Here is a 12398-nt window from a genome sequence, read left to right on the forward strand (position 1 = left end):
GATGAAGCTCCTGCTCACCTCCGGCGGCGTGACCAATGACAGCATCCGGGCGGCGCTCGTCGACCTGCTCGGCAAGCCGGTCGAGGAGTCGACGGCGCTGTGCGTCCCCACGGCCCAGTGGGGGCATCCGATGTGCGGTCCCGAGTCGCTGCGACGCTTCGTCACCGACGGCTCGCCGCCGACGATGACCGGGCTCGGCTGGCGTTCCGTCGGTTTCCTCGAGCTGACCGCGCTACCGACGATCAGCACCGACCGCTGGGTGCCGTGGGTGCGCGAGGCCGACGTGCTGCTCGTCGACGGCGGCGAGGCGACGTACCTCGCCCACTGGCTGCGGGAGTCCGGGGTCGCGGACCTGCTCCCCGAGCTGGCCGACACCGTCTGGGTCGGCGTCAGCGCCGGCAGCATGGCGCTCACCCCGCGCATCGGCGACCTGTTCGTCGAGTGGCGGCCCGAGGAGGGCGACCGGACGCTCGGCCTCGTCGACTTCTCGCTGTTCCCGCACGTCGGCCTGTTCCCGGGCAACACGCTGGAGGTGGCCGAGCAGTGGGCCGCCGAGCTCGGCAACCCGGCGTACGCCCTCGACGAGCAGTCAGCGGTCCTCGTCGACGGCGACCGGGTCGAGGTCGTCTCGGAAGGCGAGTGGCGACACTTCGCGTAGGGCTCCCGCCACGGCAGACTGGCCCTCGCCCGACTCGAGCACGAGCCGACTCCCAGGAGCATCGATGCCTGTCACCCGAGGATTCCACCGCCGCCGCCCCGAGCCGGAGCGCGGTCGCCTCCCACCCGGGCAGTACGACACCGGGTCGTCGTGGCCGGTGCTGAGCGCCGAGGCCACGCCGCAGAAGCCCGAGGAGTCGTGGACGTTCAGCATCGACGGCCTCGTCGAGTCGCCGCACACGTGGAGCTGGCAGGAGCTGAACGCACTGCCGGGCTCGACCTACTTCGGTGACATCCACTGCGTGACCACGTGGTCCAAGCTCGACACCACCTTCAGCGGTGTCAGCGTCGACGACCTGCTCGCGGTCGCCAAGCCGGACACCTCGGCGGCGTACGTGATGGCGCACTCGGTGACGGGCTACACCACCAACCTGCCGCTGGCCGACGTCACCGGTGGTCGCGCCTGGGTGGTGTGGAGCTTCGACGGCAAGCCGCTCCCCCGCCAGCACGGCGGTCCGCTCCGGCTGCTGGTGCCGCACCTCTACTTCTGGAAGTCGGCCAAGTGGCTCTCGCGTCTCGAGCTGATGACCGAGGACCGGCCGGGCTTCTGGGAGCAGAACGGCTACCACGACCGCGGCGACCCGTGGCGCGAGCAGCGCTACCAGGGTGACGACTGAGGTGGCCCCGGCCCCCATGGCCGCCTGGAGCGACGGCCGCATCATCGAGAAGGACCAGCCGACCGCGAGCACGGTGCGGCTGCGGCTGCACGTGGACGACCGCCCGCACCACCTGCCCGGGCAGCACTACATCCTCAGGCTGCGCGCGCCCGACGGCTACACGGCCCAGCGCTCGTACTCCTTGGCCTCCGACAGCGACGACCCGCTGCTCGAGCTGCTCGTCGAGCGGCAGCCGGACGGGGAGGTGTCGGAGTTCCTCGCCGACGTCGCCGAGGTGGGCGACGTGCTCGAGCTGCGTGGACCGATCGGTCGCTGGTTCGTCTGGGACACGAAGTCCCGCGTCCTGTGCCTCGTCGGCGGCACCGGGGTCGTGCCTGCCGTCGCCATGGCCCGGACGGCACGCCGACTCGGGCGCACCGACCTGCTGCGCATCGCCGCGATGGGCCGCACCCGGCAGGAACTGGCCTACGCCACCGAGCTCGAGCGCTACGGAGCGACCCTCGCCTTCACGCGTGCCGACGTCGGCGACCGGCCGGCCGGACCCTTCGGCACCGAGGAGCTGGCGCCGCTGCTCGAGGGCGTCGACCTCGGCTACGTCTGCGGCTCGGCCCGCTTCGCGTCGTACGCCGAGGACCTGCTCGTGGCATGCGGCCTCGACCCGGCGGCCATCCGCGTCGAGCGCTTCGGACCGACGGGCGACTGAGGCGGTCCGGGTCGGATTCAGCAGCAGGCCCGGGTGCTCACGATGTGAGCACCCGGGCCGCCACCAGGCAGTCCATCCCCCCGGATCGAACGCCTCGGGTCCACGGTACAGCCAGAGGGGCCGCGGGAGACAGCGAACAGCGGCGCGACCTCGATCCGGGGGGAAAACGATCGCGCCGCTGCCCTCTTCCCTTCAGCGCCACGGGGGGCGAGCGTGTTACGGCTCCCGACGACGCAAAACCGTCGACGTCGCACTACGTGGCATCAGCTGGGACCGACCCTGCCCCTTGCGGCGCAACCACACCGGTGTCCTTGCCGGCGCCGACGAGCACCTGGACGACCGCCAGGCCCAGGACCACCGCCGCGAGGGACCACCAGAACCGCTCCATGGTGATCTCGTTGCCCCAGACCAGGATCAGCACGCCGGCGAGGACCACGAGGACGCGCAGCCAACCCTGGTTGCCCACCACCCAGCGCCCCGCTGTTCCCACCTGGCCGCCGCCCGTCCGGGCCCCGACGCTCTCGAGTCCCGAGCCCAGGCTCGTGCGGACCGCTGTGCCGTACCTGTTGGCTCCGGCGAAGGCCCCTGCGACGACGAGCAGCAGTCCGAGCGCGAGCAGGACGCCCTGCCCGCGCTCGAGGTAGGAGAGCAGGGTGTCGTAGAAGACCTTGCTCGCGGGGCCGAAGACCGTGCCCGAGAGCTGGTTGACGAACAGCTGGCGCCCGATCGTGAGGCACAGGGCCAGCAGGACAGCATTGGCGGCGAGCACCGCCCCGATGAGCACGCTCATCCGTGGCCGACGTCGGGCCAGCACGAAGGCGAGGAGGTAGAGCACGGCGACGACGGGGAGCATCCAGATGGCCACCGGGTTGCCGAAGGCATAGATGGTGCGGAGCTGCTGGAGCTGGTCGGACTGCACCAGCACGATCTGCCGGTCCGTCTCCGGGATCGGGACGTTCTCCACCAAGGTCAGTCCGCGAGCGACGAGCCGCTCCTTCACCTTCGTGATGACCTCGTCGACATCGAGCACGAGCTGGTCACCCTGGACCGTGACGGCCCCCGTCCCCTCACCCGTCAGCACGCGCTGCAGCGCCTGCTGCGCCCTGATGTTGACCTGGAGCCACAGCTCGGCGAACTCGTCCGAGGCGATGAAGGCGCGGACCTCCCGCTCCACGAGACTGTTGATGGCTGCCGCCAGGGGCCCGACCAGCTGCTCCAGTCGCGGCCTCTCGGTGATCACGCCCTCGAAGACGTTGTTGAGGACGGCCTCGATGTCGACCTGCTTCTCGATGGCGGCGGTCACCTTGGTGGCGATGGCGTCCTGCACCTCGGGCGAGTCGATCAACGGATCCACGGTCGCGACGTAGCGCTCGGTGTCGTTCAGGGTGCGTTGGCCCCAGTACGCGACCGCCGCGGGCGTGGTCAGGAGCCCGGCCAGCACCAGGCAGACGACCGCCGCGATCGAGCGCCCTCGAGACGGTCTCTCGGGTGCTGGCGCGGTCTCCATCGGAGCGGTGGGAGTGTTCGCTGGCGAGAGTTGCGACATGGCTTCTCCGTCGAGATGGAGGGAGGACTCGACCCGGGGTCGAGCCGCCTCGGACCTGAACGTAGGTCGACGGCCGAGGCGATCGCCTCCCCCGGGTCGGGTGAGAGGGCCGTCGCCACAAACGTGGGCGGCTGCCGCGGACGGGTGTCCGACGTCTGTCTCACCCCCGGCGGAGGATGCCGGCGCCCCGCGAGGTCAGCCACGATCGGCCACCTCGGCGTCTCCGCGGCGTGTCCTTGGCGCGAGGGGCGTCCTGACCTCTGCGGGACGCCGCCATGCGGTCTGAGTGTCGAGAGGTGGGCGGATGGACGTCGAGACGCAGCTGCAGGCGCTGTTGGTCGTCTCCGTCGTCTCCGTCGCCGCACCCTTCGTCAGCGCGTTGCTGGCGCGGTTGCTGGTGCCGCAGGTGGTGGTGCTGATCGCGGGTGGCGTGCTGATCGGACCGCAGGTCGGCGGGCTGGCGGAGCCGGAGTCCGTGGAGCTGGTCGCCAACGTCGGGCTGGGCTTCCTGTTCCTGCTCGCCGGCTACGAGCTGGAGCTCGACCACTTCCGCGAGCGGTCAGGACGACTCGCCATCGCCGGTTGGACGGTCAGTGCGGTGCTCTCGATCGGCGTGACCGGGGCGTTGGCTGCCGCCGGCCTGGTGAACGCCTTCGTGCCCGTCGCACTCGCGCTCACGACCACGGCACTGGGGACCCTCCTGCCGATCCTGCGCGACAACGACATGCTGGACGGCCCCCTGGGACGCTTCATCATGCCTGCCGGGGCGGTGGGCGAGTTCCTGCCCATTGCCGGCATCGCGATCTTCCTCGGCTCGGAGGGTCGCCTGGTCGGGCTGATCTCCCTCGTGGCGATGTGCGCGGTCGCGCTGGTTCTCGCGTGGCTGCCACGACTGGGCCGGCTGCCGCGGATCGAGGCGATCTCCCGCAAGGGCGAGCACGCGACGTCGCAGATCACCCTCCGGCTCACCCTGATGCTCCTCTTCGGCCTGCTCGTGCTCGCCAGCGACGTCGGGCTCGACGTGGTGCTCGGCGCCTTCCTGGCCGGCGTGATCCTGCGCCATTGGGCTCCGGGCGACGTGGCGGCCCTTGAGGAGAAGCTGGATGCCGTCGGGTACGGCTTCTTCATCCCGGTCTTCTTCGTCTCCTCCGGCATGAGCCTGGACCTGGCCTCGATCCGGGAGGCACCGCTGCGGCTGGTCGCCTTCTTCGTGCTGCTGCTGGCGGTGCGTGGACTGCCCTCGTTCGTCCTCTACCGCCGCGACCTGGCGGTGCGACAACGCGTCCAGATGATGCTGCTCACGGCGACCTCGCTCCCGCTGCTGGTGGCGCTCGCCACCGTGGGCCTCGACACCGGCCACATGCTCCCGGAGAACGCCGCGGCGCTCATCGGCGCCGGCGTGCTGTCGGTGATGTTCTTCCCAGGGCTGGCCGTCGCCCTCGACCGCAGCACGCCGCAGCGCCATCGCGGTGACGAGGAACCGCCGGACCGGCGCTGAAGCACGGGTTCACGCCCGCGCCCGGCTGGCGTACTCGGACTCCCTGATGTCGGTCACGCGTGCCGGGGCGACCGTTCCTGCGGGTCCGGGCTCGGCAGGGCGTGGGTGAGGACGAAGGCCACGACCACTGCGACGATGACCTGCGGGGTGACCGACACGCCGTCGGTGCCGAGCAGGAGCGTGGCGAGCAGCGTCGACGTCATGGGTAGTCGCAGCATCGCCGCGCACATGGCACCGATGCCCATGGCGATCCCCGGGGCGAGCGCCATCCCGGGCAGGCCGCTGGCCGCGATGCCGAGCACGGCCCCGATGAACATCGCGGGGAAGACCGGTCCGCCGCGGAACGCGCCGAGGGACATCCCGTAGGCGAGTGTCTTGCACACCGCGAGGAGGACCAGCACGCCGAGCGAGTAGTCGGCGGCGTTGTCGACCAGCGTCGGCAGCGCGTCCTGTCCCGAGAACAGCACCTCGGTGGAGCTGTTGCCCGAGATGAGCTGGTAGGCCATCGCGGTCAGCCCGATGAGGAACCCGAGCCCGGCGGTGACCAGCACCCGGTTCACGTGCACGAGCGGGCGCAACGAGAGGCCGATCCAGCGGATCACCCAGCCCAGCAGCGCGCCGACGCCCCCCATGGCCACGGCCCAGGCCATGGTCGCCACCGTCGGGGTCACGCCCGCGGGGACCGAGGTCAGGGCCAACGAGAAGCTGCCCAGCCCGGTCCACGCGTCCAGCCCCACGAACACCAGGGCACCGACGCCCGATGCCAGCAGCCCCGGCAGCGCCATCAGGCTGAGCGTCAGCCCGCCGATGCCGGCGGCCTCCATGATCAGGAACGCACCCAGGATGGGCGACCCGAGCAGGGTGCTGATGGCTGCGAAGCTGCCGGCTGACGCCATGACCGTCAGCGCCATGGGCGGCGCGTCCCGCTTCAGCAGGTGGACCGTGAGCGCGCCGAGCCCGCCGCCGATGGCGATGAGGGGCGCTTCCGGACCGAGGACGGCGCCCAGGCTCAGCGTTGCGAACGCGGCGAGGAAGACGGCGGGCAGCTCGCGGTCGACGGGCGGGCCTCCCCCAGTGGTGAAGCCGAACGCCGGTGAGTGGCCGCCGTTGCCGGGCAGGTAGCGGATCGTCGCGCCGGTCAGGAGCCCGCACAGGACCAACCAGGGCACCGGCCACCACGCCGGGGTGCTCCCTGTGAAGACGTCGGCCGGCAGGTCGACGAACAAGAACTCCTGGATCGCGTCGACCAGTGCCAGGAAGCCGTAGGCCACGGCCGAGATAGGAACACCGAGGACCGCAGCGAGGGCGAGCGCCACCAGGTACGGCCGCGACCTGATGATGGCGACCGGATCGGGTGCCTGTTGCCCTGCCGGTGTGGCAGCCGCGCCTGCACCCGCAGGTCCGGCGCCCGCGGCGGCAGGCCGGTCCGTCACCTCACCCACCTCCGCTCATCCGGTCGTCCGTCCGGGTACGGGCTCGGGCATGCCTTCTTCGGGCAGCAGTGACTTCGCAAGAAGAGCACTGACGGCTGGCACGTCAGCAGGTGCTGTCGACAGCGTCGCCCAGCGCCTTGAGCGACGTGCTCAGGGCCTTGGACGCCGCGCCTACCGCGGCGACGTTCGGAGCAGTCGGTGCCCCGACGGCCGCGTCCAGGCTCGAGCCCAGCTTGGACGTGGCCTTCTCGACGGTGTCCACCTCGTCCGCGTACTCCTTCGTGGCGTCCTTCACCACTGTGCTGAGGTCCGATCTCACCTTCGCGAGATCCGTTTGCAGCGTCTCCAGCGCACCTCGCTGCACCTGCACATCGGTCAGAGCCTTGGCGGATGACCGCAGGGCGTCGACGCTGGAGCAGACGGCTGGGGTGTCGTCAGCAGATGGCTGGGTGTCGTCCTCACCCGTTCCACAGGCGGCGAGCGCTGCGACCAGCACGAGGATCGCGCCCGCCCACCGCAGACGGAGGCAAGTGGCAATGGAGTCCATGGTCGGAACCCTGCTCTGCGCGGCGGCGGCCAGCCTCCTCCGAGGCGGGTGAACCGGTGCTACTCGTCCCCGTCAGCGACACGGGCCTCGGGCGGTGCCTCGGAGGCCCCGCCGATTCCCTGCCGGTCCCGTCCGAGCGCGAACGCCTGCTCGGCTCCCTCGGGGAAGGAGAGCCGTACGGCCTGGTCCAGCACCTCGAGCTCGCGTCGGACCGCGGGGCGATGGGCGGGCAGGACGGTCTCTTCGAGGTCGGCGAGCATCGCCCTGAGGCGTCGGCACACCTGAGGGGAGTCTCGTCCGTACTGACGGATCTCCGAGACACCGAGGTGCAGGTAGTCGTCCCAGGTCCGCGTTCGGAAGGCAAGCCTCAGCCGTCCCTCCACGTCGCGCAGGGTCCCGTGCCTGCCGAGCTCCCGCGCCCCGACGTCCGTGAGCACCGCGCCCAGGTGGTTGATCATCTGCGTTGCTGTGGTGGGGTCGTTCACAGCCGGTGAGAGTGCCCGGATGGCGATGTCGACGATGATCCGCACGGCGTACGCGGGGTCCTGGTCGATCGTCCGCTCGTGCCCCAGGGCGATCTTCCCGCGGAGTTGTCGCAGCACACGCTGGTCCGGTGAGCCGTACACGTCCATGATGACCGAGCCGGCGTTCACGAAGTCGCCGACGGAGCGCGTGAGCACGCACGTGAGGTCGTGCCGGGTGGCGAGGTCGACCATCCCGCGCGTGTCCATCGCCTGGATCGCGCCCGACCTCCTCGACCGGACCTGGACCTTGCTGCCCCGCGCCTCCCGAGGGCTGCGGTCCCCCGCCTGCGGGTCGATCCCGGCGTGGTCGAGCTCGGCGACGACATCACGACCCGACCGCGCCACTGCGGCGGCGACGGCGACCGGACGCAGCGCGTGCACGAAACGGTCCAGGTACAGCAAGAGCAGCACCAGGTCGACGGAGACGGCGAAGCCGGCCAAGGTCACCCCGAGATGCGGCACGGATCCCGCCTCGATCGTGCCGAGCAGCGCGAACGAGAAGGCGAAGGTCGCTGTGAACGAGGCGAGCACGAGCTTCTGCAGGCGGTCGCGGTACCAGAGTCGCATGAAGCGCGGGGAGAGGGTGCCGGTGGCCATCTGCACGACGAGGACGCCGACCGTGACGACGAGGCCCAGGAGCCCGATCATCGCCCCGGACACCGTCGTCAGCACGGTGCTGGCTGTCGACGGCGAGTAGGACCACGACGCAGGCATCGTGACCCGATCCTCGACACGCAGGTCGACGACCGCGAGCGCTGCCCCGGCGACCGCACCCAGCAGGGGCACTGCCCACAGGCTCTGTCGGAAGTGCTGCCGCAGCTGGAAGCGGGCGGCCCAGGTCATCTCTCTCGTCTCCCCCGAGCAGGCTGGGACATCGCCGCTCCTCCCTGTCGATGGCGCGCCGTGCTCTCAGGCTGGGGCGAGTAGACGAGTTCCACCTCACGCAGGGTGGGTGAGACATGCGGGGGGCCGCGGCGGACCTTCCTGGCTGTCGCGGATTCCTGACCGGATCGTGACAGCCCATGGGTTGCCCGTCGCACCGCCGATGAGCCGGTAGACCAGGAAGGGTGTGTACGGATCGCGAGGAAGGCAAGACACTGGTCAGGTGGCTGAACCAGCAATCGAGTGTGGCGAACCTCAGGTGGCCGGCCTCCTTGCCTTCGTCGCCGCCCGCGTCGAGGAGGACCGACTCGGTGCCCAGCTGACGACTCCCGTCGACGAGTCCCTCGTCGGCAGGTGCGACGTCGTCGAGCGGGTCCTCCTCGACATGGCGCGCGACGCCTGTCGCCCAGGCGAGCCCTGCCCACTGCCTGAACGCTGCCTTCGCGCGCTGGGCGAGTACGCCTTCGCGCACAGCACGCATCCCGACTTCCACCCGGCGTGGCTGGCGTGGCGCATCTTGCGATGACTGGCCTGGTCAGCGCGAGGGTCGACGTGCTCCGGCTCGCATGACGGCGTAGCCCAGGAGCACCGCCGTCAGCGGATGGGCTCGGGACACCAGGGCGATCAGACCTGCGGCACGTAGACCCGCAGCTGGATGCCCGCATGCTCCTCGAGCTCGTCGCTGTCGACATAGGTGATCGAGCCACCGCCGACGTCCTCGAAGGGCATCGGGTCCCCGAGCGCGGAGACGTACGAGATCTGGCCGTCCCCCGGGCCCCCGCGCAGGACCACGTTCGGATTGTTGGGCATGCAGAGACTCTAGGACTCACGCTGCCGACCCTGTGCAGGGCCGGCGGCGGGGTCGCGATGCATCAGTGGGAAACGGTCTCCGCCGCGATTGACCGCAACCAGTCGGCCTTGACCGCTCGCCACTGCTCGTCGTCGAGGCCCCGTCGCCAGTAGGGCGAGCAGGAGAGGTTCTCCTCGGTCACGATGCGGGCACTCAGCAGCGCTCGCCGCACGGCACGCGTTGCGCCGGCCTCGCCGTGCACGAACGCACTCACCGTGCCGACGGGCCGCGGCAGGGCTCGTACAGCATCGGCGAGCAGCTCGTCCGGATCTGTGTCGTGGGCCGCGCGATGCACCCATCGCACCTGCAGGGCGCCCGGGGATGTGAGAGGCACCTCGCCGGCGGCGTCCTCGACCTCGACCACCGCCACGACGTGCCGTCCAACCGGGACGGCTTCTGCACATGCGGCGATGGCTGGCAGCGCACTCTCGTCGCCGACCAGGAGGTAGCTGTCGGCCTCCGGGTGGGGGCGGTACCCGCCGGCCGGACCGCGCAGCTGCAGGCGGTCACCGGGCCTGGCCTGCGTCGCCCACCGTCCGGCGTGTCCGACATCGCCGTGCGCTGCGATGTCGAGCGCCAGCTCGCCCCGCGCGCTGTCCCACGATCGCACCGTGATGCGCCGCGGGAAGGGTCGCTGCTCACGCGGGAGCCCGCGAATGTCCTCCTCCTGGAAGGGTGCCGAGTACGGCGCGGTCGCCGGGAGGAAGAAGCAGTTCACGTACTCGTCCGCGAAGCCGCTCGAGACGAACCCCTCGAGACCGGGCCCGCCGAGCACCACCCGGACCAGGTGCGAGCTGAGGTGGGTCGTGGAGATGACCTCGCCGTACATGTCAGACCTCCAGGTCGCGCTGAACGTCGGAGGACGTCGAGGGGGACGAGTCGTACATGCGTTGTCCTTGCGGGTGGGCGCCGCGGCGATGTGGACCGAAGGGAGGTGGGCCACCCCTACCCCCTCGAGGGACCGCCAACGTAGCGGACCAGGCAAGTCGACGGGCGTGCTCGCCGCGCTCGCACCCTGGGGCGTGAGCGTGTCTCGCCCGGAGGAAAGACGCCGACGAGCACGCAGTCAGGCAGTACCCCATCGGAGACCGTTGCACTCATCGCGGCAGACATCCCAGGTTCTGCGGGTGTCAAGCGGCATTGCTGAGGTGGTGGTTCCAGGCAGTGTGTTCGTCGTAGGGGGTGTGGGTCTTGAGGCAGCCGTGGAGGATCCCGACGAGTCGGTTGGCGAGCTGGCGTAGTGCGGCTTGGTGGCCGACGTTCTTAGCGCGGAGCTGCTTGTAGTACGCCCTGGCGCCGGGTGATCCGCGCAGCGAACAGAACGCCCATTGCTGCACGGCGTCGCCGAGCCGGCGGTTTCGGGCGTAGCGCGCTAGGACGATCTTCTTCTTGCCCGACGCTCTGGTGATCGGTGAGGTGCCGGCGTAGTTCTTGCGGGCCTTGGCGTCGGTGTAGCGGTGCGGGTCGTCGCCGAACTCGCCGAGGACCCGGGCGGCGAGGACCACACCGAGGCCGGGCTGGCTGGTGTAGATCTCAGCGTCCGGGTGCTGGCCAAAATGCGCGTCCACCACCGCCGCCATCTGCTCGACCTGGGTGTTCAGCGTCGCGATGATGGTGGCTTGGCTGGCCACGATCGCGGCGTAGGCCGCCTCGACCGGATCTGAGCGGCGCAGCTGCCCAGCACCGAAGATCCGGAGGATCTCGGTGGCCCTGGCTTCGACGTCGCGCCGATGAGCTCTCTTGAGCGCGGCGGTGATCCGGCGGCGGTTCAACCGACCCGCCCGACCGGGATCAGGCGCAGCAGCCAGCAGCTCGAGCGCCTCGGGAGCATCCAGATCAGGGAATGCCTCCAACGCGGCGGGGAAGAAGTCCCGCAGCGCCGCCCGCAGCCGCAGGACATGGCGGCTGCGCTCCCAGATCAGGCTCTGGTGGGTGCGCGCGACGAGCTTGATCGCCTCGGCTTCCTGGGAATCGCCGGCCAGCGGCCGGTGATGGGCCCGATCGACGCGGACGATCTCGGCCAGCACGTGCGCATCACCGGCATCGGACTTCGCACCCGAGGTGGAGTGGCGCTCGCGGTACCGGGCCACCGACAGCGGGTTGATCGCGAACACCTCGTACCCCGCCGCGACCAAGGCCGCCACCCAGGGCCCTCGGTCGGTCTCGATGCCGACCTTGACCAGCGACTGCACCTGTTCGGGTTCCAGATCGACCCAGTCTTCGGGCAGATGATCGGCGATCAGCGCATGCAGCCCGGCGATGCCCCCGATCCCCTCGGGCAACCGTCTACGGGCCAGCACACGGCCCTCGTCGTCGACCAGCTCGACGTCGTGGTGATCCTCGGCCCAGTCATCTCCGATGAAAAGCATCGCCTCGCCTTCCTACTCGCCTCACCAATGGTCAGCAGCGCGGAGGAGGACAGCCAGCGATCCAATGGTCCAAGTGCTCACCATCGGCGACGGGGCACGACATCCCAGCAGCGGTTTCGCCTCCTCACGACCAACGGGCGCACGGTGCCGCGAGACCTGCAAAGCGATCAGATTCGGAGAGTGCTGACCCGCCGGCCGCTACCGGAACCAGCCTGCCGAAACAGACCGGCAGAAGCCATTAGATCCGGACGTTCGACACGGCCGGGGAATAGGACGGGCGCGGGCGCGAAGTGGCCTGCAAGAGGGGTCGTCAGTGGGCGAGCTTGAGCCCGATGATGCACCCGATCAGCCCGAGCAGGAGCAGCACCTTGACGACGCTCGCGGGCTCGTCTCCGGTGGCCATGCTGAACGCGACGGTCAGGGAGGCGCCGATGCCGACCCAGACCGCGTAGGCGGTGCCGATGGGCAGGGTCCGCATGGCGTAGCCGAGCCCGGCCATGCTGCCGGCGATGGCGATGAGGAAGACGATGCTCGGAGTCAGTCGGGTGAACCCGTCGCTCTTGCCGAGGGCAACCGCCCACACCGCTTCGAGGCCTCCTGCAACGACAAGCACTAGCCACGCCATGACTGCTCCTCATGGCCGTCTTGTCGCTGTCCGGGTACGGCTCCCTCGTCCGGTCGTCGTGGTTCGACTTCGAGCATCAGCGTAGTC

The 12398-nt window shown here is 70.3% G+C and carries 13 protein-coding genes and 1 riboswitch; of the genes, 5 read left to right on the forward strand and 8 right to left on the reverse strand.

All coding sequences use genetic code 11. The annotated features are described in order from the left end of the window. Position 1 precedes the first annotated feature (1 nt). The 3 genes from ACFQW6_RS09770 (at position 2) to ACFQW6_RS09780 (ending at position 2037) form a co-directional block, all read left to right on the forward strand. Complete coding sequence (locus tag ACFQW6_RS09770) at positions 2-658, forward strand: Type 1 glutamine amidotransferase-like domain-containing protein (RefSeq protein ID WP_378543877.1); 657 nt, start codon at positions 2-4, stop codon at positions 656-658. Positions 659-722: 64 nt separating this feature from the next. Further along, positions 723-1334, forward strand: a complete 612-nt coding sequence (locus ACFQW6_RS09775) for a sulfite oxidase-like oxidoreductase (protein ID WP_378543879.1) — start codon at positions 723-725, stop codon at positions 1332-1334. 16 nt (positions 1335-1350) lie between these two features. Beyond that, positions 1351-2037, forward strand: a complete 687-nt coding sequence (locus ACFQW6_RS09780; protein ID WP_378543881.1) for an FAD-binding oxidoreductase — start codon at positions 1351-1353, stop codon at positions 2035-2037. Positions 2038-2290: 253 nt separating this feature from the next. Here ACFQW6_RS09780 and ACFQW6_RS09785 read toward each other — a convergent pair whose 3' ends face one another. Next, positions 2291-3544 carry a hypothetical protein gene (locus ACFQW6_RS09785; RefSeq protein WP_378543884.1) on the reverse strand — a complete coding sequence of 418 codons (1254 nt, stop codon included), beginning with the start codon at positions 3542-3544 and terminating at the stop codon, positions 2291-2293. A gap of 343 nt (positions 3545-3887) precedes the next feature. Between ACFQW6_RS09785 and ACFQW6_RS09790 the strand changes: the two genes are divergently transcribed. After that, complete coding sequence (locus ACFQW6_RS09790; RefSeq protein ID WP_378543887.1) at positions 3888-5081, forward strand: cation:proton antiporter; 1194 nt, start codon at positions 3888-3890, stop codon at positions 5079-5081. 53 nt (positions 5082-5134) lie between these two features. On the opposite strand, the gene ACFQW6_RS09795 is transcribed toward ACFQW6_RS09790, so the two are convergent. From ACFQW6_RS09795 to ACFQW6_RS09805, 3 genes are all read right to left on the reverse strand, one after another. Continuing rightward, on the reverse strand, positions 5135-6514 hold the full coding sequence (locus ACFQW6_RS09795) for a chloride channel protein (RefSeq protein ID WP_378543889.1): 1380 nt from the start codon (positions 6512-6514) through the stop codon (positions 5135-5137). Positions 6515-6617: 103 nt separating this feature from the next. Further along, on the reverse strand, positions 6618-7010 hold the full coding sequence (locus ACFQW6_RS09800) for a hypothetical protein (protein ID WP_378543892.1): 393 nt from the start codon (positions 7008-7010) through the stop codon (positions 6618-6620). 110 nt (positions 7011-7120) lie between these two features. Beyond that, complete coding sequence (locus tag ACFQW6_RS09805) at positions 7121-8428, reverse strand: DUF2254 domain-containing protein (protein ID WP_378543895.1); 1308 nt, start codon at positions 8426-8428, stop codon at positions 7121-7123. A gap of 262 nt (positions 8429-8690) precedes the next feature. Here ACFQW6_RS09805 and ACFQW6_RS09810 point away from each other — a divergent pair, with 262 nt between their 5' ends. Next, positions 8691-8993, forward strand: a complete 303-nt coding sequence (locus ACFQW6_RS09810; protein WP_378543898.1) for a hypothetical protein — start codon at positions 8691-8693, stop codon at positions 8991-8993. 98 nt (positions 8994-9091) lie between these two features. Here the strand turns inward: ACFQW6_RS09810 and ACFQW6_RS09815 are convergent, their stop codons facing one another. The 4 genes from ACFQW6_RS09815 to ACFQW6_RS09830 form a co-directional block, all read right to left on the reverse strand. Continuing rightward, positions 9092-9277, reverse strand: a complete 186-nt coding sequence (locus tag ACFQW6_RS09815) for a hypothetical protein (RefSeq protein ID WP_378543901.1) — start codon at positions 9275-9277, stop codon at positions 9092-9094. A gap of 62 nt (positions 9278-9339) precedes the next feature. Then, positions 9340-10146, reverse strand: coding sequence for a siderophore-interacting protein (locus ACFQW6_RS09820; RefSeq protein ID WP_378543903.1), 807 nt, complete (start codon positions 10144-10146; stop codon positions 9340-9342). 301 nt (positions 10147-10447) lie between these two features. Then, the gene (locus tag ACFQW6_RS09825; protein ID WP_378543905.1) at positions 10448-11686 is read right to left on the reverse strand and encodes an IS110 family transposase; all 1239 of its coding nucleotides are present in this window, start codon (positions 11684-11686) and stop codon (positions 10448-10450) included. 310 nt (positions 11687-11996) lie between these two features. After that, positions 11997-12311 carry a DMT family transporter gene (locus ACFQW6_RS09830; RefSeq protein ID WP_378543907.1) on the reverse strand — a complete coding sequence of 105 codons (315 nt, stop codon included), beginning with the start codon at positions 12309-12311 and terminating at the stop codon, positions 11997-11999. Positions 12312-12321: 10 nt separating this feature from the next. After that, positions 12322-12384: riboswitch (guanidine-III (ykkC-III) riboswitch) on the reverse strand. Positions 12385-12398: the final 14 nt, after the last annotated feature.

The organism is Nocardioides sp. GCM10028917, assembly GCF_042666175.1.
Lineage (GTDB): Bacteria > Actinomycetota > Actinomycetes > Propionibacteriales > Nocardioidaceae > Nocardioides.

What these genes read in the sequence shown, in the direction of transcription:
- ACFQW6_RS09805 (WP_378543895.1), bottom strand. Translation starts at nt 8,428, where the DNA reads ATGACCTGGGCCGCCCGCTTCCAGCTGCGGCAGCACTTCCGACAGAGC.
- ACFQW6_RS09820 (WP_378543903.1), bottom strand. Translation starts at nt 10,146, where the DNA reads ATGTACGGCGAGGTCATCTCCACGACCCACCTCAGCTCGCACCTGGTC.
- ACFQW6_RS09830 (WP_378543907.1), bottom strand. Translation starts at nt 12,311, where the DNA reads ATGGCGTGGCTAGTGCTTGTCGTTGCAGGAGGCCTCGAAGCGGTGTGG.
- ACFQW6_RS09815 (WP_378543901.1), bottom strand. Translation starts at nt 9,277, where the DNA reads ATGCCCAACAATCCGAACGTGGTCCTGCGCGGGGGCCCGGGGGACGGC.
- ACFQW6_RS09825 (WP_378543905.1), bottom strand. Translation starts at nt 11,686, where the DNA reads ATGCTTTTCATCGGAGATGACTGGGCCGAGGATCACCACGACGTCGAG.
- ACFQW6_RS09790 (WP_378543887.1), top strand. Translation starts at nt 3,888, where the DNA reads ATGGACGTCGAGACGCAGCTGCAGGCGCTGTTGGTCGTCTCCGTCGTC.
- ACFQW6_RS09770 (WP_378543877.1), top strand. Translation starts at nt 2, where the DNA reads ATGAAGCTCCTGCTCACCTCCGGCGGCGTGACCAATGACAGCATCCGG.
- ACFQW6_RS09780 (WP_378543881.1), top strand. Translation starts at nt 1,351, where the DNA reads ATGGCCGCCTGGAGCGACGGCCGCATCATCGAGAAGGACCAGCCGACC.
- ACFQW6_RS09785 (WP_378543884.1), bottom strand. Translation starts at nt 3,544, where the DNA reads ATGGAGACCGCGCCAGCACCCGAGAGACCGTCTCGAGGGCGCTCGATC.
- ACFQW6_RS09775 (WP_378543879.1), top strand. Translation starts at nt 723, where the DNA reads ATGCCTGTCACCCGAGGATTCCACCGCCGCCGCCCCGAGCCGGAGCGC.